The organism is Methylophilus rhizosphaerae (genome assembly GCF_900100975.1).
GTDB lineage: Bacteria > Pseudomonadota > Gammaproteobacteria > Burkholderiales > Methylophilaceae > Methylophilus > Methylophilus rhizosphaerae.
In genome coordinates, this window is the sequence record NZ_FNFX01000001.1 from 477,535 (window position 1) to 500,328 (window position 22,794).

23 protein-coding genes and 1 pseudogene are annotated in these 22,794 nt (G+C 52.8%); 5 read left to right on the forward strand and 19 right to left on the reverse strand.

The genetic code is table 11. The features are described from left to right. Positions 1-465, forward strand: coding sequence for a tRNA adenosine(34) deaminase TadA (gene tadA / locus BLP53_RS02275; RefSeq protein WP_091469270.1), 465 nt, complete (start codon positions 1-3; stop codon positions 463-465). 95 nt (positions 466-560) lie between these two features. Here the strand turns inward: tadA and BLP53_RS02280 are convergent, their stop codons facing one another. The 3 genes from BLP53_RS02280 to BLP53_RS02290 all read right to left on the reverse strand — a co-directional run bounded on the left by BLP53_RS02280 (position 561) and on the right by BLP53_RS02290 (position 4,579). Beyond that, positions 561-2,984, reverse strand: coding sequence for a TonB-dependent siderophore receptor (locus BLP53_RS02280; RefSeq protein ID WP_091469274.1), 2,424 nt, complete (start codon positions 2,982-2,984; stop codon positions 561-563). A gap of 102 nt (positions 2,985-3,086) precedes the next feature. Continuing rightward, the gene (locus BLP53_RS02285; protein ID WP_091469279.1) at positions 3,087-4,061 is read right to left on the reverse strand and encodes a FecR domain-containing protein; all 975 of its coding nucleotides are present in this window, start codon (positions 4,059-4,061) and stop codon (positions 3,087-3,089) included. Continuing rightward, the gene (locus BLP53_RS02290) at positions 4,058-4,579 is read right to left on the reverse strand and encodes a sigma-70 family RNA polymerase sigma factor (RefSeq protein ID WP_245652583.1); all 522 of its coding nucleotides are present in this window, start codon (positions 4,577-4,579) and stop codon (positions 4,058-4,060) included. Before BLP53_RS02290 ends, BLP53_RS02285 begins: the two co-directional genes overlap by 4 nt. A gap of 191 nt (positions 4,580-4,770) precedes the next feature. Here BLP53_RS02290 and BLP53_RS13760 point away from each other — a divergent pair. Further along, a pseudogene (locus BLP53_RS13760) lies at positions 4,771-5,120 on the forward strand (transposase); the annotation flags it as partial. 24 nt (positions 5,121-5,144) lie between these two features. Here BLP53_RS13760 and BLP53_RS02300 read toward each other — a convergent pair. From BLP53_RS02300 to BLP53_RS02335, 8 genes are all read right to left on the reverse strand, one after another. Next, positions 5,145-5,831, reverse strand: coding sequence for a Bax inhibitor-1 family protein (locus BLP53_RS02300; RefSeq protein ID WP_091469290.1), 687 nt, complete (start codon positions 5,829-5,831; stop codon positions 5,145-5,147). A gap of 118 nt (positions 5,832-5,949) precedes the next feature. Next, positions 5,950-6,849 (reverse strand): lipid A hydroxylase LpxO, encoded by a 900-nt coding sequence (gene lpxO / locus BLP53_RS02305; protein ID WP_091469294.1) that lies wholly within the window; start codon positions 6,847-6,849, stop codon positions 5,950-5,952. A gap of 75 nt (positions 6,850-6,924) precedes the next feature. Continuing rightward, positions 6,925-7,971: a beta-N-acetylhexosaminidase gene (gene nagZ / locus BLP53_RS02310; protein WP_091469297.1), complete on the reverse strand. Its 1,047-nt coding sequence runs from the start codon at positions 7,969-7,971 to the stop codon at positions 6,925-6,927. Positions 7,972-8,007: 36 nt separating this feature from the next. Continuing rightward, on the reverse strand, positions 8,008-9,135 hold the full coding sequence (locus tag BLP53_RS02315; RefSeq protein ID WP_245652585.1) for a N5-glutamine methyltransferase family protein: 1,128 nt from the start codon (positions 9,133-9,135) through the stop codon (positions 8,008-8,010). Then, positions 9,132-9,836 (reverse strand): queuosine precursor transporter, encoded by a 705-nt coding sequence (locus BLP53_RS02320; RefSeq protein WP_143001338.1) that lies wholly within the window; start codon positions 9,834-9,836, stop codon positions 9,132-9,134. Before BLP53_RS02320 ends, BLP53_RS02315 begins: the two co-directional genes overlap by 4 nt. 30 nt (positions 9,837-9,866) lie before the next feature. Continuing rightward, positions 9,867-10,664, reverse strand: coding sequence for an ABC transporter permease (locus tag BLP53_RS02325; RefSeq protein ID WP_091469301.1), 798 nt, complete (start codon positions 10,662-10,664; stop codon positions 9,867-9,869). Then, positions 10,661-11,590, reverse strand: coding sequence for a nickel ABC transporter permease (gene nikB, locus BLP53_RS02330; protein WP_245652586.1), 930 nt, complete (start codon positions 11,588-11,590; stop codon positions 10,661-10,663). The genes BLP53_RS02325 and nikB overlap by 4 nt, the downstream gene beginning before the upstream one ends. A 6-nt stretch (positions 11,591-11,596) precedes the next feature. Further along, a complete protein-coding gene (locus BLP53_RS02335) occupies positions 11,597-12,076 on the reverse strand; it encodes a L,D-transpeptidase (RefSeq protein WP_091470393.1) in 480 nt (159 codons plus the stop codon). Between the two features lie 160 nt (positions 12,077-12,236). On the opposite strand from BLP53_RS02335, the gene BLP53_RS02340 reads away from it, so the two are divergent. Further along, complete coding sequence (locus tag BLP53_RS02340) at positions 12,237-12,926, forward strand: VIT1/CCC1 transporter family protein (protein WP_091469304.1); 690 nt, start codon at positions 12,237-12,239, stop codon at positions 12,924-12,926. Positions 12,927-12,931: 5 nt separating this feature from the next. Here BLP53_RS02340 and BLP53_RS02345 read toward each other — a convergent pair whose 3' ends face one another. Further along, entirely contained in the window at positions 12,932-14,353 is a 1,422-nt protein-coding gene (locus BLP53_RS02345; protein ID WP_091470395.1) for an ABC transporter substrate-binding protein, read from the reverse strand. Between the two features lie 53 nt (positions 14,354-14,406). Then, on the reverse strand, positions 14,407-15,765 hold the full coding sequence (gene rlmD, locus BLP53_RS02350) for a 23S rRNA (uracil(1939)-C(5))-methyltransferase RlmD (RefSeq protein WP_091469306.1): 1,359 nt from the start codon (positions 15,763-15,765) through the stop codon (positions 14,407-14,409). A 66-nt stretch (positions 15,766-15,831) separates the two neighbouring features. Between rlmD and BLP53_RS02355 the strand changes: the two genes are divergently transcribed. After that, positions 15,832-16,317, forward strand: coding sequence for a hypothetical protein (locus tag BLP53_RS02355; protein WP_176755187.1), 486 nt, complete (start codon positions 15,832-15,834; stop codon positions 16,315-16,317). Between the two features lie 17 nt (positions 16,318-16,334). Here BLP53_RS02355 and BLP53_RS02360 read toward each other — a convergent pair whose 3' ends face one another. From BLP53_RS02360 to cysM, 6 genes are all read right to left on the reverse strand, one after another. Beyond that, positions 16,335-17,108, reverse strand: coding sequence for a 3'-5' exonuclease (locus BLP53_RS02360; RefSeq protein ID WP_091469310.1), 774 nt, complete (start codon positions 17,106-17,108; stop codon positions 16,335-16,337). A 136-nt stretch (positions 17,109-17,244) separates the two neighbouring features. Further along, positions 17,245-17,724: a hypothetical protein gene (locus BLP53_RS02365; protein ID WP_091469313.1), complete on the reverse strand. Its 480-nt coding sequence runs from the start codon at positions 17,722-17,724 to the stop codon at positions 17,245-17,247. A gap of 190 nt (positions 17,725-17,914) precedes the next feature. Then, the gene (locus BLP53_RS02370) at positions 17,915-18,400 is read right to left on the reverse strand and encodes a YdbL family probable chaperone protein (protein ID WP_245652588.1); all 486 of its coding nucleotides are present in this window, start codon (positions 18,398-18,400) and stop codon (positions 17,915-17,917) included. Continuing rightward, complete coding sequence (locus BLP53_RS02375; protein ID WP_143001339.1) at positions 18,397-18,636, reverse strand: hypothetical protein; 240 nt, start codon at positions 18,634-18,636, stop codon at positions 18,397-18,399. The genes BLP53_RS02370 and BLP53_RS02375 overlap by 4 nt, the downstream gene beginning before the upstream one ends. Positions 18,637-18,688: 52 nt before the next feature. Further along, positions 18,689-20,677, reverse strand: coding sequence for a hypothetical protein (locus BLP53_RS02380; RefSeq protein WP_091469322.1), 1,989 nt, complete (start codon positions 20,675-20,677; stop codon positions 18,689-18,691). Beyond that, the gene (gene cysM / locus BLP53_RS02385) at positions 20,677-21,570 is read right to left on the reverse strand and encodes a cysteine synthase CysM (protein WP_091469326.1); all 894 of its coding nucleotides are present in this window, start codon (positions 21,568-21,570) and stop codon (positions 20,677-20,679) included. Before cysM ends, BLP53_RS02380 begins: the two co-directional genes overlap by 1 nt. A gap of 208 nt (positions 21,571-21,778) precedes the next feature. On the opposite strand from cysM, the gene BLP53_RS02390 reads away from it, so the two are divergent. Then, a complete protein-coding gene (locus tag BLP53_RS02390) occupies positions 21,779-22,750 on the forward strand; it encodes a hypothetical protein (RefSeq protein ID WP_245652589.1) in 972 nt (323 codons plus the stop codon). Positions 22,751-22,794 lie beyond the last annotated feature (44 nt).

The following is a 22,794-nucleotide window of genomic DNA, read 5'->3' on the forward strand; positions in this document are numbered from 1 at the left end:
ATGCAAGACGAAGATTTCATGCGCATGGCGATCGCGCTGGCGCTGGCAGCCGCCAGCCAGGGCGAAGTGCCGGTAGGTGCAGTGGTCGTGAAAAATGGCGAAGTGATAGGCCGTGGCCAGAATGCACCTATCAGCCTGAATGACCCGACCGCACACGCTGAAATCCAGGCCATGCGGCAAGCGGCACAACACCTGGGCAACTACAGGCTGGTCGATTGCACGCTGTACGTCACGCTGGAACCTTGTGCCATGTGCAGCGGTGCCATCCAGCATGCACGCATTGCCAGGCTGGTATATGGTGCCAGCGACCTGAAAACCGGCTGTTGTGGCAGCGTGGTTGATTTAATGGCCGAGCAGAAACTGAATCATCACTGCACCGTGACACAGTCGGAGCTGGCTGAAGAATGCGGCCAGCTGTTAAGCACCTTTTTCAGGCAGCGCAGACTGGAGAAAACCAGATTGTAATCCAAGAAGCAGGCGTTATTACTCGGGCAATACCTGGCTCAAAGACTTCAAGAGCAAGAGTCCAAAAATCAACCCGCCAGGCTTGGCAGTGAAACCTACCAACGATAGGTTGCTGTTAAAGTCGCACGGCGTGGCTCCCCATAGTAGCAACTACCAAAATTACAATTTGCTACGTATTCCTTATCAGTTAAATTTCTTACGTTGAATGCTAGATTCCAATGTCTTAAATCGTAACCAACCAAAGCATCCAATAATGTGTAGGAAGGAATTTTCTCAGAGGCGGTATCATAGTTTCCTCTTGTCATGCCATTGAATCTTGCCCCTAGACCTATCTTGACGCCAGAATTGAATCGATAGTCACTCCAGACAGCAAGCGTGTGCTCTGGCGTTGCAATCGCAGGAGTACCAACTTGGCTTGGGTCGCTGCTTTTAGTTATTTCAACCTTGGGCGTATAAGTATAGGCGGTTACCAAGCTCATATTCTCCAAAGGCTGAGTGTGCATTTCCAGTTCAAGGCCACGAACCTGAATTCCTCCCACTTGACGAGGACTAAAGCTCACTGGGTCATAAGTAATGAAGTCATTTCTTCTCAAATCAAAAATTGCAGCGCTATAGATTTCTCTTCTGCCTACCGGCTGATAACGCAAACCTACTTCATATTGACGCCCCGTTTCTGGCTTAAAGCTCTTGAGCGTCACTGGATCAAGAGTGGCCGTGGGAACAAATGATTCAGAGTAACTGACGTATGGAGCCAATCCATTATCGGCTAAATAAACCAATCCAGCTCGACCAGTGAATTTGTGGTCTGTGAATTGTTGTGCACCACTACTAACTAACTCTTCTTGTTTGATTTTAGCCTCATCATAACGACCACCCAAAGTTGCTACCCAATGATCATCCCATTTAATTTGGTCTTGAAGATAAAATCCAGTTTGGGCAAGTTTGACTCGTACATCTGCAATAGGGGAACCTACAGGGATAGCTTGAGAAAGGTCTGGTGCCTGCAAATCCAATTCGGGGGCACTGTCGGAATAGGATTGATAGTTATCTTTAACGTGTTGATAGTCCAATCCGAACAATATGGTATGCTGCCAGTTGCCCAGTTGGAAGCGATCCTCAATCTGGTTGTCAATAGTGAAGGCCTTCACCTTCTCAGGGCTGCCAGTCATGCTGCGTGTTAAGTAGCGATAATTGTCAGGATCTGCAGGGGTAGCATTTACAGTGCGATAGTCTCCCCCAAATACCTGCCAATAATCCAGATCTATCTCGCTGTATCGCGCATTCTGCCTGAAGGCCCACTGGTCATTAAACTGATGTTCCAGCAGGTAACCAACATACCACTGCTTTTGATCGAAACGGTTGAATTTTTTATCGCCGACAAACGTATCATAAGACAGCTTTCCGCCGGCAGGCGTCCTGACCAGTGAGCCCTGTTCTGGTAAAGCACCGGCAAACACGCCTGCTTGCGAATGCATATATTGTGACATTAACGTAAGCGTCGTTTTGTCAGATGGTTTGATCGTGAGAGATGGAGCAATAAACATATGATCGTCATCCATATGTTGACGCGGTAGCTCAGCATCACGCACTAACCCAGTGATGCGATAGAGCACAGAACCATCTTCGTTTAACGCGCCAGAAAAGTCCCCTGCGATTTGTCGGCGCTGAAAATTACCTAATTGCACTTGAATTTCTTTAATGGGTGTCTCAGTTGGGCGCTTGCTGACCACGTTGATCATCCCGCCGGCAGAGTTCTGACCGTAAAGCACAGACGAAGGGCCACGCAGGATTTCAAGACGCTCAGTACCGTAGTTTTCTACTCTCCACAGCGCAAAGTTGCCAGAATTACGCCACTGTAATCCATCTTGATAGAAACCCGGGGAGTATGCATCAACCCCTCGTAATGCAATCCAGTCATACCGTGAATCTGGACCATAAGGGGCTATGTTGACGCCAGGCGTGTAAGCCATCCCTTCCTTGAGAGTTTGTGCGCCGATTGCCTTGATGAAATCTTTGGTAACAACAGAAACTGATTGGGGTGTTTCGATAATCGGTGTATCCGTTTTGCTTCCTGTTGCACTACGTTTTGCAACATAACCCTGTACCGGACTCCACGCCTTTTCCTTTTCCAGTGCTGCAGTGACTTGCACCTCTGGCAGCACGTTTTCTTTTGCTGGCATCTGGATGATGGAATAGCGTGTATCGCCGCGATACTCCACCTGCAGGCCAGAACCTTTAAGTAAAGCATCCAACCCACTCTGGACACTATACCGACCTTGAAGTCCCTGACTGGATATCCCATCGGCCAAAGATGCATCCCCAGACAGCATAATGCCAGCTTCAGCCGCAAAATGACTCAATACCTGGCTTAAAGATCCCGCAGGAATATGGTACTCGTGTAATGCCACCTCAGGCTCCGCAGCTTGTAGTGGGGTAATGCTTGAAATGCCGCCAAGCATTAAAGTAAATAGCGCTGCTCGCACATTGCGTGCGAGTAACGTAGAACAATTGGATTTCATTTTGGCTCCCTGACGATTAAGAAATATGAGGATTTATTTCTAAACCGAAACAGCCATATGAAAAGGGAACCTGAGTGATAAAAAAGCGCAACGATTGTTGTACTAATTTAACGGTTTCAATTCGAAGTTACCTTGAGCATCATTTTGAACACGTATTGGAAGGCTATTGGCGATTTCCTGCAGAACTAATGGAACATTACTAAACGGGTAAGCCCCCATCAAACGGAAGTGAGCTACGCTAGGCGAGACACTGATTCTTCGCGGGTAATAATTTGAGAGCTCGGCGATAAAGTCATCCAGATGCTGATTATCAGCAATCAGAATGCCACGTGTCCATGCTTCGCGGGCGGATAATGCTGGCTCTAAAGGACTGATTTTCTGCGTATCAAAATATGCCTGATTGCCAGCGGGCACAATAATGGACTCACCTTGTGGCGTCGTGATGGCCACGCGACCATCATAGACCGCAAGCAACGTGCGCCCAGTTTCCTGGCGTACTGTAAAACGAGTCCCTAATGCTGTCATTCGGCCATGCCGGGTATCAACAACCAGCGCACGATCCTGATCATCATGTCCCGATTGCAATAACACCTCTCCCGCCAATACTGTGATGCGCCGCAGCATCAGGCCATATTCTACTTTGGCCTGGCTATTGGCATTGAGCCAGAGTCTGCTGGCATCTGCCAAGACTACCGTCGCAGTTTTCCCGGGCGGCGGGCTATAAGTTTTTGCACTTGCAGTCAGGGTAGTGAGCCAATCTTGCCAAGGGCTATATCTTTTAAGCATGACGCCACCAAACAAAGCTACACCTGCAAAACCTAATACTTTTAATGCTTGCCGGCGAGAGTTCGGGTGGCTCAACGCCTGATGCGAGGCGGTTTTACTAGAAACCGTGTTCAGTTTATTGAATGATGCATTGATAGCTTCCACCTCTTTCCAGGCTGAATGGTGCCTAGGGCTGGCGGCTAACCAAGCCTGCCATGCCAGACGATCACTTTCATCAATCTGCTTGTCACTTAAAACCGCAAACCACTCAGCAGCTTGCTGTAAGGCCGTCTGATCAAGAGCCTGACTCATACCGTATCCTCATTAAGCTTTTTGCGCAGCAATAAGCAATGCATCATGGCGGCTGCCATATACTTTTTCACCATGCGTTCGGATACTCCAATGGTGTCAGCAATTTCCTTGTAGCCAAATCCATGAATTTGCGCCAATAAGAAAGCCTGTTTCGCTTTAGGGTTTAGCCGATTTAGCATAGCATCGATTTCAAACAAGGTTTCAACCACTATCGCCTGAAGTTCTTGTGACATGTAAAACGGTTCATCATGCTGACTTAAGGCTTCTAAATAGCATTGCTCTAGCGCCTGGCGCCGCCATTGATCAATCATTAGCCCTTTTGCGATTCGAACTAAATAGACTTTGGGCGTATAGACATTTGTCAAAGCATCACTTTTTAGAATAAGTCTTACGAAAGTATCTTGAGCAATATCGGCTGCATTATGGGGGCAACCTAATTTTTTAAGTAACCAACTAGATAGCCAGCTGTGATGATTCTTGTATAAAGCAGAAACCTGCAAATTAGACGAATCGGACATGAGCATCCAAAATCCAATAAATGATAATAATTCTCATTCTAAAGGTTGAAGTCGTATCTGTAAAATACCAAAAGTATCGAATGGATACTTGCAATTTTGATGTCGTTCCAAGGCTGGTGAGTGCTAATACTTCTGCTCGGTTCGTTTGTTAAATATATTGGGAACTTGAGAATCGTCTAGTAACGGGTGAAAAACTTAAAAATACTGAGGCCCCTATACTTCCCTCTGATCAGGGATGGCAATCTCGGGTGAGAAGCTATCAGCAGGCACTGGCCCTGGAAAAGGCTATGTCTGAAAAAGGTAACTGCCTAGATAATGCTGTGATGGGAAACTTCTTTGGGCTACTGAAATCAGAACTCTTTTATCTGCAAAAAATTCGAGTCAATAGAGCAGTTGCAGTGCGGTATCAATGAATATATTCATTACTATAGTCACGATAGAATTAAATTGAAGTGGATTGAGCCCTGTGGAATACAGAACTCAATCCTTATTAGCCGCTGAATTAACTGTCCAACTTTACGGGGTGCAGTTTAAGCGGTAGGTTTATTTTTCATTCAGCAAAAACTTAATCGCGATTGCCCAGCAATGCCAGCAAGATATTCAACAAGTTCACAAACAGGTTGTATACATCCAGGTAGAGGTTCAGCGTCGCCATCACATAGTTGGTCTGGCCACCACGAACAATCTGGTTAACGTCATACAAAATGTAAGCTGAGAAAATCAGCACGGACACGCCGGAAATCGCCAGTGACAAGGCCGGAATCTGGAAGTACATATTGGCCAAGCCAGCCACAATCGCCAGGATCAGGCCTACCATCAGGAACTTGCCCATACCGCTGAAATCACGCGCAGGCGATGACCCGATACCCGCCAAAGTCAGGAAAGTAATACCAGTACCGGCAGCAGCCAAGCCCACAATTTCAGCACCGTTACGCAGATGCAGTGCAAATTGCAGGATAGGCCCCAGCATGATGCCAAACACAAAAGTCATCGCCAGCAACAGCCAGACGCCAACGCCACTGTTCTGGTTCACGGCAATCAGTTTGAACATGCCAAACATCACGGCCAGGAAACCGATCGCAAACATGAACGGATGCGCGGCCAGCCAGCCAAAATTCATTTGCAGGCCGACATAAGCGCCAATCACGGTCGGGATCATACTCAAGCCGAGTAGTGCATATGTGTTACGCAACACGCGATTCTGCGTGTCGGATACATTCCCCTCACGGCCTAAAACTTGCATATCAGACATAGTGTTTTCCTCTCAAGAAAATGAAATTACTTTTATATAAATTGTTTATGACTAAGATAATGGCAACGGCATAAAGTTTCAAGCGCCCGCCATTATTTTATACGCTTGAGCGATAACGTTAAAGTTTCCACAAACCGTAGCATACCAATGCAATCAGGGCAATGCGCGTGATCTGGTACACGGTTTTATTCCAGCGCTTGAAACGGCGGCGATACTGGCCGACCACCCAGGCATAATGGAACAGCCGGTTAATCACCCCGGTCTGGTCGCCGGCTTCATTGGGCGAACTGGCCGCCGTCACGATGGTATTGGCTAGGAAACGGTTCACGGCCTGCGCCCAGCGGTAACGCATGGGGCGTTCGATATCGCAGAACAGGATAATGCGATTTTCCTGGGTCTTGTTATAGGCTTCGTGGATATAGGTTTCATCAAACATCACCGCCTGGCCATCGCGCCAGCTGTAATCTTCCCCATCCACGCGGATAAAACACTGGTCATTGTTAGGCGTGACCAGGCCCAGGTGGTAACGCAACGAACCGGCATACGGATCACGATGCGGATTCAAGTGCGCGCCCGGCGGCAACTCGGCAAACATGGCCGCCTTGACACTGGGAATACTTTGCAGCAAGGCCACTGTCTGGGGGCAATAGATGCTGGCGGAAGGATGGTGCGCATCGTACCACTTCAGGTAAAAGCGCTTCCAGCCAGTTTTAAAGAAGGAGTTAAAACCGGCATCGTTATTGTTCTGCGCGGCAGCAATACGTTCCTGTTCACGCACATGCAAGGCTTCTTTGCGAATCTCCTCCCAGCGGTCACTGATTACCTTCAATTCAGGAAAGTCACTCACCGACAGGTAAGGCGTGGTCGGCGCCTTGGAGAAGAGGTACAGAAAAACATTGAATGGCGACACAATGCCGGAATGGTCAAATAGCTGGCGGTAAAACTTATGCCGCACTTTACCGCGAAAATGCACATAGCTGACCGACGCCAGAAACACGCCTAATATAATCCACTTCATAGCTGCAAACCGATGATATCGCCTGAAAAATGATTGACTGTTTAGCTTACTGTATCCTTAACGGATTAGATAGCTTCACGCAAATAAATCTGCTTCCTGCTGGCCGACCAGCGCCATACGCTTCACTGCCTCGACATAGCCGGCCGATTCACGCAGGCTGACCATATCTGCCGGATGGGCAGCGCCATGCATGCGCGCCAGCCGGGCAATACTTTGGGCGGAGATGTTCCATTGCAGGTTTTCCAGCAGTTCATCCGCCAGGTCCGGCCGGTTACACAGCAATACCATATCACAACCGGCATTCAGGGCCGCCAGGGTACGTGCCGTCACATCCCCCGCCACGGTCGCGCCTTCCATGCTCAGGTCATCGCTGAAAATCACACCGTTAAAGCCCAGTCGTTCACGCAATACTTTCTGCAACCAGCGTGGCGAGAATCCGGCAGGCTTTTCATCCACTTTGGGGTAAATCACATGTGCCGGCATTACCGCATGCAAGCCTTCATCAATCATGCGTACAAACGGCTGCATGTCATTTTGTGCAATCTGGTCAAATTCGCGCTCATCCACCGGGATACTCACGTGTGAATCCGCCACTACAAAGCCGTGGCCGGGAAAATGCTTGCCGACTGCCGCCATACCGCCTTTTTTCAGGCCCTGCATCAGGCTGAATGCCAGTTCGTTGATCGCCTGCGGATCGCGGTGAAAAGCGCGGTCGCCGATCACCAGACTATCGCCATAATCCATATCCAGCACCGGCGTGAAACTGAAATCCACGCCATGCGCGCGTAACTCCGCCGCCAGAATGTAGCCTGCCTCAACCGCCAGCTCTTTCGCCTTGCGGGGGTGCTTGTCCCAGATATGACCAAATGCACGCATGGGCGGAATTTTGGTAAAGCCTTCGCGGAACCGCTGCACGCGCCCGCCTTCATGATCGACCGCAATCAGCAATGGCGGCTGGCGCACGGCATGAATGCTCGCCGTCAGCGCTTTCAGTTGTGCACAACTCTCAAAATTGCGCGCAAACAGAATCACGCCACCGACCAGCGGATGTTGCAAACGGCGGATATCATCGGCAGTGAGCTCCTTGCCAACCACATCCAGCATCACGGGACCTAAAGACATAATGTTTCCCAATATTTTCTATTAATTTAGTCTGAACTACTGCAATTTTAAACGATAAAGACTAGTGGCTTCTTTAGATCGTGCTGCAAATAACGGATCCTGCGTATCCTGCGCTTTGCCATGCTTAGGCTGCGTATCCAGCCGCTGCACAATCTCCAGTCCGGCATCAGCAATCCAGCCAGCCAGTTCACCAGGTTTGCGCAGGCCGATCAATTCAGCCAGATCCGACATCACCAGCCAGGCTTCGCCATTGGGATTCAAATGTGCTGTCACACCGTTTAAAAACGCTTTCAGCATGCGGCTGTCCGGATCATACACTGCATGTTCAATCGCTGATTGTGCCTTGGCAGGCAACCAGGGCGGATTACACACGATTAAATCAGCTTTGCTATCCACTGGAAATAGATCCGCCTCCACCACACTGACTTTATTTCCGTAACCCAGGTGCTGCACATTCTCGCGGGCACACACCAATGCGCGTGGCTGGTTATCGGTGGCGATAATAGCAGGTACACCACGTTTTGCCAGGATGGCCGCAATCACGCCGGTACCGGTACCAATATCCATGGCCGTTCTGGCCTGTAATGGCGCTTGTGCAATCAGTTCCAGGTACTCGCCGCGCACCGGGGAATACACACCATAATAAGCATGTATATTTTTCGCGAGCGCCGGAATCAACACGCCTTTTTTGCGCCACTCATACGCGCCCACCATGCCTTGCAGTATTTGCAGTGGGATCAATAATGAGTCTGGTACTTCGCCATCTAATGCTTGAATCAGCGCTTCGCTGACATCAGGTGCACGCTTGAGTGCGCTACGCCCGTTTTCCAGATGCAACATGACTTTGTTCAGGATATTCGCGCGCTGGATCTGGCGGGCGCGATGCAGATGGAACGTCGCCAGCAAAGTCGGCGCAGCTTTGAGCGGTTTTTTATCGATGCGTCGTGCGAGCGCCTGCACCAGTTGCCGTGCATTCTGGTAATCCCCGACATAGACCAGTCCGCAGCCTTCCGATGCCATGCGATAAGCCGTATCGGCATTGGTCTGGTCACCAATCACTTCCAGCCATTTGGGCGGATTCGTCTGTAACGCAGACAGCCACTCGGCTTCTCGGGTACTACCTTGCTGCACCCAGGCAATGGTCTGGGTTCGTGCTTTCATCATGGGGAGTTATCCAGTGTAAACGGGTTAAAGTTGGTATGGGTATCGTAGTAATCCTCATGTTCGACACGTTTGAGGAATGCCACCACTTTGTACACCACGGGCGTGAATACGACTTCAACCAGGATCTTGGAAATAATCTGCGCACCTATCACCAGCGGGATTTTATCATTGGGAATAATGCCGGTATTCCAGAAAGCCAGCGGCACAAACATCACCGTATCAATCGCCTCGCCAAAAACAGTACTGGCAATGGTGCGTTGCCATAAATGTCTGCCTGCGCTCCACACTTTCATTTTGGCCATGACAAAACTGTTCACAAATTCACCGACGGCAAAGGCAACCAGCCCTGCCAGTGAAATACGCCAGGTGCTGCCGAAGGCGACTTCATATTCATGCTGGTTATCCCAGAACGGTGCCGGTGGCAATGCGACTATCATCCACGCCATCAGGCTGGCGAAGGCCAGCCCGGCAAATCCTGCCCAGATCACGCGGCGGCTGGCGGCATAGCCATAGACTTCGGTCAGGATATCGCCAAAAATAAAACTGATGGGGAAAAACAGGACGCCGGCGCCAAAAGTCAAGGTACCGAGTACCGGCACCTCGATTTGTGTCACTTTGGCCGGGCCAATCAGGTTGGAACAGACCAGCACCGTCACGAACGCGGCCATGATCAGGTCGTAATAGCGGTAATGTTTCCTCATGGCTGCACCTCACTCATGGCTGCACCTTGTTCATAGCTGCATCTCGCTACGCACATCCAGCTTGTCACGCAATACGTCACCACCCAGGTTGATTGCCAGGATCAGGCTCATCATGCACAGGCCAACCGCCAGCACATAATGCGGCGCCACCAGCATAAAGCGCACGGCATCCCGCAACATGGCGCCCCAGGAAGCCTCCGGTGCCTGTATGCCCAGGCCGAGAAAAGACAGGGAGGCTTCGGCGATCATGACGCTGGCCATGCTGTAGGCGGCCTCTACCAGCAAAATGGAAATCAGTAATGGCAAGATATGCCGCAGCATCACCCGCCATGCACTCGCTCCCAGTGACTCCGCCGCCAGCACATGCAAACGTTCGCGCAATACCAGGGTTTGCCCGCGCGATAACCGGGCATACGTCACCCAGCCGGTCAGGCACAGCGCCAGTATCAGGTTGTTGATACCCGCCCCTAATACCGCAGCAAATGCAATGGCGAGCAAGATGCCAGGGAATGCCAGGAAAATACTGGTAATCTGCATCAGCACCTGATCCAGCCGGCCACCATGGTAACCGGCGAACACCCCGATACTGATCCCGATCAACATGGTCACCGCGGTCACCACCACCGTCACCAGGAAAGAGACTTCCACACCATGGATCACGCGCGCCAAGATATCGCGCCCGAGGTCATCCGTCCCCAGCCAGTGCCGGGCGCTGGGCCATTGCAGGATCGCGTCAAGATCAATGTGATTAGGTGCCTGACCCGCATAATGCGCAACCAGGACGGCAAGCAGCCAGAAGGCCAGCGTCAGCAACGAAAACGTTTTCATCGCGCATTCCTGGTACGCGGATCCAGCCAGCGATAGGCAATATCCGTGGCCTGGTTGATCAGCACATAGCTGAGCGCCACCACCAGCACACAGGCTTGCGTCACCGGGTAATCACGCTTTTCTATGCTGTCCACCAGCAAGCGGCCTATGCCATTCCAGCTGAAAATGGTTTCGGTAATCACGGCCCCCGCCAGCAAGCTGCCCATTTGCAAACCAACGATGGTGACCATGGGCAACAAGGCGGCACGTAAGGCGTGTTTCAATAACACGCGCCGCTCGCTCAGGCCTTTGGCGCGCGCAGTGCGGATATAGTCTTCGTTCAATACTTCAAGCAGGCTGGTACGCGTCATGCGTGTCAGTATCGCGCTCAACCCCAGCCCCAACGTCAATGCAGGCAACAGGATACTGGCGGCATTATCCATACCGCTCACTGGCAGCCAGCCCAGCCAGACGGCAAATACCAGCATCAATACCGGCCCCAGCCAGAACGCAGGCATGGCAGCCAGGCGGATACTCACCAGCGTCACCATCACATCCTGCCAATGGCCAGCCTTCAGGGCGGACCATATACCCAGCGGGATGCCGACAAGCAAGCCGATGCTGAGTGCAGTCACAGCCAGGATCAATGTCGCCGGATACGCCTGGACCAGCAATTGGGTAATCGGGGTCTGCGTGTGAATGGAAACACCAAAGTCACCATGCAGCAAGTTCAGCAGATAATGCCCGAACTGGGCAAGCACTGGTTGGTCCAGCCCAAGCTGGGCTTTCAGCGCGAAACGGTCTGCCGGACTGGCAGATTCGCCCAGCATGACATCTACCGGGTCGCCTGGCACCATATGCAGCAAGGCAAAGGTAAGGCACAGCACCCCGAACACCACGGGCAATACTGTGGCGATACGTTTAATGATAGCTCCCCAACTGCGCATCCGCACCTAATCGTGGATATTCACCGTGGTGCCGACCGGCACCTGGTCAAATAGGGCGATTAAATCGGCATTACGCATGCGGATACAGCCATGCGAGCCGGGCGTGCCCATTTCCACACTGTCAGGCGAGCCGTGAATGTAAATATAGCGCTGCATGGTGTCCACATTGCCCAGGCGGTTTTTACCTGCTTCCGTCCCGCTCAGCCAGAGAATGCGGGTCAATATCCAGTCTCGTTGCGGAAATTCGGCCGCCAGCTCGGGCCTGAATATTTCCCCGGTAGGCCGACGCCCGACAAACACGGTGTTTTCAGGCGCAGCATCCCCAATCTTGGCGCGAACAATATGTGACCCCAATGGCGTGCAGCCACTGTCTTTCACGCAGCCCACACCATTGGCAGCAGTGGACACTGCATATCGGTTTAACTGCGCGCCCTCATCATCAAACAAGGTGAGCGATTGTTCGGGAATGGAGATTTCAATATGCATAAGCATTATTCTAAGCGATTTGGACTGATTAGATTCAACATCAGGCATATCAAACGCAAAACCGGGAGCGGCGGCAATGGCAGGCAAAATCTGTGCTGCGCGCAGAATTCCATTACAATCGTCAACCATTCCATTTGCGCCAGACACAGGACCTTCTCTCATGCCACATCATGAAATGCATTTTTTACAACGCAGTGGCTGGTTACGCGCGGCGGTACTGGGTGCCAACGACGGTATCATTTCCACCGCCAGTTTGCTGATGGGTGTAGCGGCCGCAGGCACCGATAGCCACACCCTGCTCATCACCGGTGTGGCCGGGTTGACTGCAGGGGCACTATCCATGGCCACCGGGGAATATGTCTCGGTCAGCTCGCAAACCGATATTGAACAGGCAGACCTGGCACGTGAGGCCAGGGAGTTGAAAGACAATCCAGACAGCGAACTGCGTGAACTGACCGGCATTTATATTCAACGTGGGCTATCTCCGCAGTTGGCAGGGCAAGTCGCACAAGCCTTGTCGCAACATGATTCACTGGCGGCGCATGCACGCGATGAACTGGGCTTGAATGAGGCCAACCGCGCCAATCCGTTACAGGCGGCACTCGCATCCGCACTGGCATTTGCCAGTGGCGCAAGCCTGCCATTAATCACGGCCTGGCTGGCACCACACGCACAGGTTCAAGCCTGGCTCATCGGCAGTACCTTGCCATTCCTGGCCCTGCTGGGCGCCATTGCCGCCAGGACGGGCGGGGCCAACCTGTTGCACGGTGCCAGCCGTGTCGTCTTATGGGGTGCGCTGGCGCTGGTCATCACTGCCCTGATCGGTCGCTGGTTTGGCGTCAATGTCTAAACTCATTACCGAGCCGGATGAAAAACCACTTGCGCCAAGTCATCCCAGTTACCATCCGGCGCTGGCTGGTAAGCCGCAATCGTTGCGCGATACGCGGCGAACTGCCCTTCATACCAGAGCGGGATATAAGGCAGTTGCGCATGAATACGGCGGGTAATCGCCGGCCACTCTTCTTTTTGCAGCAGGTCATCCAGTACCACATCCCGATAACCGCCACGATTGAATCCGGCGGGCGGCCTGTTGTTTGAGCCAAACACCTTGCTGTAAATTTCCGGTGTTTTAATCCCGACCCAGGTCAGGCCGTACATCTGGAAATTGCCTGTTTGCACATCGGCAAAAAATGTACCCCAGTCCAGGCTTTTAATCTGCAGATCAATGCCTGCCGCCTGCATTTGTGCCTGCAGGATGGTCGCCAGCCGGACGCGCTGCGCGTCGGTACTGGTTTTATATACCAGCGTTAATGGCAACTTGACACCCGCCGATTCCAGCAACTGGCGGGCCAGCGCCGGCTGGTAACCGTAAGCTTGCAGCCCGGCATTCCCGGCATAGTGTTCCGGCGGCAGGATGGCGTTGGCCTGGCGGCTATGCCCTACCATCACTTTATCAATAATCGCCTGCGTATCAATCGCATGCGCAATCGCGCGCCTGACACGCACATCCCGCAGGAAGACTGCCTGTGTATTCAGGCCGAGATAGGAGTAATTGACACCAATACCGGTCTGCACCGTGATACCAGTCTGTTTTTGCAGGTATTTGACCAGCTCGGGCGGCAAGTCACCCTGAAGCAGGTCGGCTTCACCACGCTTGAGTTTCAGCACGCGCACATTCGGGTCTTTGACTTCATCAAAGTAGACTGGCAAGCCGTCACTGCGTCGTACCAGTTGCAAACGGCTATGCCAGCGCTCGAATTTAAACGGCCCGCTACCAATGGGGACATGCGCAAAATCATGATGAGCGGCAATCTGGTCGGCTGGCAGGATGCCTATGATCAGCCGTGCAGGGAAATGCGGGTCCGGCTCGCTCAATGCAAATTCGATGGTTTGCGGATCCGGCGTGACAATCTGCGTGACGTGCCTGAATTCAGCCGTATGCGGGGAGTTCTTGAGTTGCAGCAGGCTGTCGTAAGTGGCTTTGACATCTGTCGCAGTCACCGGTTTGCCATGATGAAAACTGGCGGCGGGTTGATGCAGGTGAAAACGGTAATGCCGGCTATCCGGCATATCCCAGGTCGCCAGGCCGGGCACCACGCGCGAAGCCTGGTCAAACTCAACCAGGCGCTGATACAGCAGACGATTGACCCGCTCGGAGGCGGCATCGGTGGCATAGCGCGGATCCAGGTTGACCGGTGCCTGCGCCACCGCAAATACCAGCGCACGCGGACCGCTGTCAGGCTGGCAGGCCGCCAGCAATACCACCAGCCCACCCATGCACAGCGCACGGGCAGCCAGCTTGCGCAGTGATACCGCTATGCTTTTCAACGCTATGGTCTTTCCAGCAGGGCAATCGACTCCACATGCGCCGTATGCGGAAACATATTCATGACACCTGCGGCCTTGAGCTGATAGTCTTTGACATGAGTGAGAATCGCCACATCACGCGCCAGCGTCGACGGATTACACGATACATACACAATGCGCCCGGGTGCACCGACACCATCGTCAGGTAACGACTTGATCAGTTCCATGGCGCCATCGCGCGGCGGGTCAATCAGCCATTTGTCAAAATAGCCCAACTCCTGCAACAGTTCCGGCGTCATATCAAACAAATCGGATTCGGCAAATTCGACATTGTGCACACCATTCAGGCTGGCATTTTCAATGGCGCGCTTAACCAGCGCCTGTGACCCTTCTACCCCGTACACCTGTGCCCCGCTACGCGCAATCGGCAGCGTAAAATTACCAAGACCGCAGAAGAAGTCCGCAATGCGTTCGTTTGCCTGCGGCTGCAATAACTGCATGGCACGGCGGATCATGACGCGATTGATGCCCGGGTTAACCTGGGTGAACTCAATCGGGCTGAACGGGTATTCCAGGCTGTATTCCGGCAAGCTGTAGTGCAAACGGTCACCGTGGTCAAACAAAGGTTGGGCGGTATTTGGCCCTTTGGTCTGTGTCCACAACTGCACGCCATATTGCCCTTCAAATGCTTGCAGCAATGGCAAGTCACGTTCATCCAGCGCTTCCAGGATACGCAACAACAGCACCGTGGCATCTTCGCCTACGGCCAGTTCAATCTGTGGCAGGGATTGCTTGATGCTTAACTGGCCGATCAATGTTTTCAGCGGCACAATCAGGTCGGAGATGTATTTGGGCAGGACTTCACAGCTGTCCATAAAAGTGACATAGCTACTGGCTTTTTCGTTAAAGCCAACCAGTACCCCGCCTTTTTTCTCCACATACCGCACCCTGAGGCGTGCTTTGTGGCGGTAGTGCCAGGGCGTGCCCTGGATAGGCGACAGGATTTTTTCCGGGCGGATGCGGCCGATATGCCACAAATCGGCTTCCAGCATGCGCTGCTTGGCCGCGACTTGCGCGGAAAACTCCAGGTGCTGCATGGCACAGCCGCCACAGGTGCCGAAATACTGGCAACCTGGCGTGACACGCTGGCTGGAGGCCTTCAATACTTCCGTCGTGGTGGCAATTTCATAAGTGGATTTCACGTGGTGCGACACAAACTGCACCCGCTCAAACGGCAATGCGCCTTCAATAAAAATGACCTTGCCATCGACATGGGCTACGCCGCGACCTTCCTGGTCCAGGGATTCAATGTCGGCAATACGGGGAGTTTGTTTCGCCATGGACGCTGGCGACATGCGGTTTCTTTGACGGTTGCTTCTCATAGGGTGTTATTTTACCTGAATTGGGCATACAATCCCGCAAGAAGCTCAGCAAAGTAAGGAGACAATATGTTTAAAAAATGGACTCTATTGGTTGCGTTAACAACAGTGCTCTGCGTACCTGCGGTGGGTCTTGCCGACGACCTGCTTGCCATCCAGCAGGATGAACACGGCGTGGATTACGTCACCGGCGGGATTGGTTCGGAAGAAGTCGAAGCAATGGAATCGTTCAAATCCCAATTCAATATGTACTTCCTGTTCTCGGAAGGCAAGGCCGGGCGTCTGGTGGATGATGTCAATGTCAGCATCCTGGACAGTAAAAAACAAACTGTTTTCAATGTTGAACACGCCGCGCCCAGGCTGCTGCTGAACTTGCCCAACGGCGCATACACGGTGGTTGCCACCTATCTGGGCAATACCCAACAATACGGTTTCAGTAGCAGCAAGAAACACCAGCGCATCATCCTGAACTGGAAAACTACCGCACCAGATGAAGAGACAATCCGCGGCCAGGATGAAGGCAGCAATGAGCCACAGCCTGACATGCCTGAATAATCCGCCAGGCTATCAGGCTATTCCCAGGCAGCGGCAAACTGTTGCCAGTGCGCGCCACTGTAACCAGACAAGGTTTCGCGAACCAGGCGGATTTCTTCCTCGTAAGCCGCTGCGGTGAGGTGGCCGCGCATTTTCAGGTAACGCAAATACACCAGGTGCGTATTGGCCACATCGGTTTCACAGTAATCGCGTATCGCCCTGATTTCGCCCTCCAGGTACGCCTGCCACACCTTGCTGCCATCCATGCCCAGCTTGCCTGGGAAGCCACATAACTGCGCCATTTCATCCAGTGGTGCATTGGCGCGGCCGCCATACATGGCCAGCACGTCCATCAGGTCCAGGTGGCGCATGTGGTAGCGGCTGATGTAATTATTCCATTTGAATTCCTTGTCATCCTCACCCAGGTCCCAGTAGCGTGGTGCGGCAATGCCGTGCACCATGGCGCGGTAATGCAGCACTGGCAGGTCAAAGCCTCCGCCATTCCAGCTGACCAGGTTGGGCGTATATTTTTCGATGCCATCAAAAAAACGCTGGATAATTTCGGCTTCGGTGGATTGCTCATCGCCCAGGCTCCATACGCGGAACTGGTTGCCTTCACGCAAGGCACATGAAATGGCACACACGCGTTGCAGGTGATGTTGCAGGAATTCAGTACCGTTCTGCTGGCGGCGCTGATGGAAGGCGATATTGGCCACTTCGGCATCGCCCAGGCTGGCTGGCAGCGCATGCAAGCGGCGGATGCCGTCAACGTCGGGAATGGTTTCGATATCAAACACAAGGCTGGGAATCATACACACAACAATCCTGCCGGACTGCCCGTAAAATGGATATGGCCGTCACCATACCACAGGGCAAGCCCACCTCACCAGCCGAAAATAAATGCAGGAAAACCTGAAGGCAAAATCCTAATGGAACAAGCTGTCAGCGTCAGGCAATTTCCAGTTGCAGGATATCCGTCTCGTTGTCTTTTTCCAGCCATTCTGGCGGTGCTTTATGCAAGCGGACAGGCCGTTGCATGTCTTCCCCGTCAAAGGTCAGGATGGCATAGCTGACTTCTTCAGGCGCCTCAATTGGCGTGAATTTGCCAAAACCGAAATCGGCATTGCGCATGACTTGCCACGCGCCCGCCGGTTCGGCATATTCAGGGCGGGAAAAATAATGGGCGATCTGCTTGTCCGTCGCGGCTTGCAGTGCGCAATCGTTTTCACGCGACAGTACAGACCAGCGGTAATCCAGGCCATCCGCAATGGGTTGCAACTGCAGGATATACCAGTGCAGATTTTCACGCACCAGCTGGATCAATGAGCGCACACGACCGGTCTGCTGATTCAGGATGTAGTAAATGCCCGAATCTTCCTGGCGGATCGTCTGGCCCAGACGAGGTAACACGAAAAGATTATTTGCCACAACAAACTCCTTTCATCGGAACATGCACTTGAATACCATGCAATGACCATGCCTGAAACTGAAAGCCGGTCGTTTTACCGCGGTGTTCTTCGATTTGTCAGGGCATGCGCCGTTTTCAGTCATGACAACCTCCGGTTGTAGCGCTTCAGCAAGGTGACGGATAAAACCTGTACAGACAATGACTTGCCTGCTATTTACGTATCCATTGCCCATCCCGTTGCACGAACCAGCCGGATTGCGCTTTATCCACCCAGCGCTGGGCAAAGGTGCGTTGTATCTCTCCTTCCCATTCCGGGTGACCATTTGCGGCAGCCATGCCCTGGTACAGTTTTGCACGGTCCGCGTTTTCATCCTTCACCAGGGCAGTAAATGCACTACGTTGGGACAAGGGCACCAAACCGGCCTCTTTCACGGCAATAAAACCATCGGCCGTTAACCCTACCGCACCAGACTGGTAATACGGCAGCAACTGCTGATGCCGGCTTTGCATACTGGCTTTCACCGCAGCGACTGCAGGGGTGTTCACATCCAGGTCTGCGGCCGCCTGTGCAGGTAAACTCACCAGCCCGGCGGCACACACGGCCAGCAATAGTGCTTTAATGATGTGATAAGCCGCATGCAGAAATAGTTGCAGTACATTATGGCGACGGTCAATGAATTTCAGAAGCATACTCATGGTGCAGACTCCGGGTTGATAGCAGGTGCAGCCTGCGGATCAGTTGCTGGCGCCTGTCCGGCTGGTATCTGCCAGATTTCGTCTATCACCTTATCCGCCGCTTTTTCTGCAGCCGCCGCCGGAAAGTAGATATTGATAGTGACACAAGCCGTCAGGCCCACACTGGCCATCACGCATAGCCCGCTCACCAGCCATCGCCCATGTGTGGTACTGTTTTTATTCCAGGTCAAATCCAATTGCTTTCCTTTCCATGACTGGTTTACCAGCCAGGCATTCAATAAATAGAGCCTAGTCGATAATGATTTTACTATTGTGATCCGTGATACGCTGCATCCGCCCCAGTACATCTTTCCAGCTGACATACTCCGTATAGCCGTTGACGTTGACCGAAGGCGCGCCTTTGCCTTTGACAATCACAAATCCGTCCGGCAGTTTTTCCACCCCGCCCATTTTGCAGATATCGCCGCGCAGTTCACAGCTGAGGCCGATTTTTTCATAGCTGAACTCCTTGAAGAAACGCAGGAAAGTACGTTGCAATGCCGCCGCCGTGCCTTCCCCGCCAAGCGCCGTAATATTCTCTACCGCACGTTGCGAGATTTTTTTCCGGAACGGGCCGTCCGCAGTGCGTACCGAAGCCTGCATCGAGACCGGTTTCCAGTTTTTCAGCCGCAAATCTTTCACATCCCCTTCGAGTTTGCCACTGATGGAGCCGAAATTAAAGGTGCGCGTGATTTCGCCCAGGTCTATGTCGCGCATGGTGAAATTGGCATATAAACTCGGCACCGCACCCAAAGGGTCGTCAATTTCCAGGTCCGACATGCCTATGGTCCCGTCAAACAGCGTGAACTGCATATCACCGACCATACGCAGGGTGTGATTGGCATAAGTCACCAGCGGAACCGTTCCCGCCACCTGTCCACGCATGACGGGCCAATCCAGCGCCTGGCTGAAACTGGCCATGCTGATCGGCTGCATCTCCATTTTGACATGCCAGACCATGCTCTGGTTAATCCAGGCGGCAGAAACATCCTGGAAATCCAGCGCACCATCCAGGATGGGCAGCCGCAGACTGGGCGCAGTAATCGCATAGCGGTTCACTTCCGCCTGCCACCTGGTTTCACCCAGCGGGATTTTTAAAATATGGCCGGATTGGTAGCCCATGGCAATCTGCCTGGGTTGCTCGTAATCCCACGGAATATCGGCATTGAAATGTGCAAAACCGAACTTGCCAGCCTGGTCTTCCACACTGGCATCAGCAATCTTCAGGTGAAAATTCAGTGGCTGCAAGCCTTTGGCCTCAAACGACCAGTCGGCTTTGCCGGAAACATTCAGGTGCCCGAAAACAGAATTGGGCACCAGCGGCTGGATAAACGCCTGGTAAACGCCATTAAAATCCACTTCGCTGGCATCCACTTTCAGGAACTCAAATGCTTTACTGTCAAGGTTGAAGCGGCTCTGGCTGTGCAAGGTACCCACCCCCGGCAGGTGCAGCGTTGCCTGCGCTATATCCAGGTAAGGCTGGCGGTAAACCCCCTGAATCTCGAAGTGCTTATTGCCATCGGCAAAATAAAACGGCTGCCAGAATAACTCGCCCTGCTGCCAGTCAAACACCCCCTGCCAGCGCCAGCCATCCGCCTGCTCATGAGCAGAAAGTGAAACTTTTCCAGTCAGTTTGTCACCGGCATGCAAACCGGCGGCATCACTGAATGTCGCTTGCCGCACGGCCAGTTCCACCTCCACGCCCCTGCTTGCTTCGGTATTGTGATTGACCGTTGCCCAGGTCGGCGTCACCTGCACGCTGAACGGGACATGTGAGCGACTGTCTTCATACAGGCCGTCTTCACAGGGCCAGGGTTGGCTGCCTGGCTGCGCAGGCACCAGGCATTTGAGGTGAAACGTACCCCAGGCTTCATCAGTCGGTGTTTTTACTTCGGCATCCAGAGACAAGGCAGGCTGCAAGGTTTTCTGGCGATAATCCAGGAAAATCCGCGGATGCCGCACCTGGTAAAGTGGCATCTGCAACTGTTCGGAGGTCACCAGCAAGGTCGGACGCTGGCTAAGGTTCAGTTTGATGGTCGGTTTATCCAGCCTGGCATCGCCAATCTGTATGCGTTCGGCATACAGCTGCACCCGCTGTTTGTCATGCAAATCCAGGATAGCGCGCGGTTTTTCCAGCTGAAACAGGTCACTGCCTATGCTCTCTGCGCTCAGGCTGAGCTCGGTGATTGCACATGCCTGTGCTGACCATACTAGCAGTCCCAGGCACCAGAGGCGCATCAGTCGGGGAATACTCCGCTGGACAGGTAGCGGTCACCACGGTCACATACGATGGAGACAATCACGGCATCATTGACTTCCCTGGATAATTGCAACGCGGTATACAATGCGCCCCCGCTGGAAATACCGGCAAAAATCCCTTCCTTGTTTGCCAGCTTGCGCGTGGTGTCTTCAGCCTGCTTCTGGTTCACATAACGCAACTGGTCTATGCGTGCAGGTTCATAAATGGTAGGCAGGTAGGCTTCCGGCCATTTGCGGATACCGGGGATCTGTGAACCTTCTTCCGGCTGCACGCCAATAACCTGGATGGCCGGATTCTGCTCTTTCAGGTAGCGCGAAGTGCCCATGATGGTACCTGTGGTGCCCATGCTGGAGACAAAATGCGTCACCTTGCCTGCGGTATCGCGCCAGATTTCCGGCCCGGTACTTTCATAATGGGCCAGTGGATTATCCGTATTGCCGAACTGGTCTAGCACAATGCCCTCGCCTTCTGCCTGCAGCTTCAGCGCCACATCGCGCGCCAGCTCCATACTGCCATCCCTGGGTGTCAGCACCAGTTCTGCACCATAGGCTTTCATGCTCTGTTTGCGCTCGGCCGTCTGGTTTTCCGGCATCACCAGTACCATTTTATAGCCACGCATCGCCGCCACCATGGCCAGCGCAATGCCGGTATTGCCACTAGTCGCTTCAATCAGGGTATCGCCCGGTTTGATCTGCCCGCGTTTTTCCGCCTGCAGAATCATATTGTAGGCTGGCCTGTCCTTGACCGAACCGGCCGGATTATTCCCTTCCAGCTTGAGCAAAATCGTATTGCTGGGATTGGGGTTCATGCGTTGCAGCGCGACCAGTGGCGTATTGCCAACAAAGTCCGCTAAAGTTTTATATGGTTTCATAACAAGCCGACAGGGATTGATGTTCCGGACTTTACTTCATCCGGCTACTGAACATGACGAAGTGCCCATTTTACATAAACTGGCCACGTGACAAAAAAATAATTGCCCGGCAATGCGCGTCAGCGCATGCAGCAGTACATTTATGCATGCCAGCCTGCAAGCCTGTGTATACTGCTGGCATTGTTTTTCGCTATCACCTTTTGACCTCATGATGTCCAGATGCTCTGCCGTGGTTTTTGCACTTGCCTGCCTGCAAGTGGTATTCATCCCCCATTTATATGCCGAACAGTGGCAAACGATAGAAGGACGGGAGAAATTCCTGACTGTAGCGGTCGATCTCGACTCGCTGCAAGTGGGCCAGCAGGAAGACATCATCCGTTTCAGGCTGAGGGCAGATGACCATGACGACACCGTTGCGACAAAATTCGTACAGGCATCGTGCAGTGAGTTTTCCATGGAAACCGAGCAGGAAGTGGTGTTCCACAAATCCAGCCTGTCGTCCGATACGCTGGACTGGCAAACCAACCCGGCATTACATGGCAGCCCGGAATTTGCACAGGCCAGACTGTCTTTCTGGGGAGTGACACAGGCCTATGGCCGCGCCATTGCGCTGGCCTGCCAACGAGCAGGCAACCGTGCACCCGAGCGCCTGCAAAGCAGGTCACTGGAAAATTGTGCGCAAACCAATCCTTTGCACAAGGTGGCCTGTGCCAGCCATGCGAGCTGGCGTGCCAACTACAAGCTGTATATGTCACGTTCGCATGATGTGATCCATAACTGCGGCATTCCAGAAGACCGCATGACCCGACAGGCGGCATGGCTGCTCAAAAGCGTCATGCAATGCCAGGATGAAAACTGTGGTAACGAGATACTGGAGAACTGGATACACAAGCGCGGGCAGGATATCGCCAGCGTGATCCACATGCCCCGCTATCGCCAGGAATCAGCGCCCTTGTGCCAGTCCCTCAACCAGGCAGACCAGGCGATTGCCAGCATGCAAACCGAAGAGATTTATGCCAAAGCCAAATACCTGGGTTGCCTCAAGCGCGAAACTGCCAGGTTACGGGCGGCCAACCCTCCGAACACTGCACTATCGCAACAGGCGGAACAACGCTGCGACAGCCAGTTTAAAGAATGGCATGAGGTGATTACCAAACAGTCGGCAATGCTGGCTGACTGAAACACATCCTTATCATCCGCGGCTTAAACGCCACGAACTCGAAA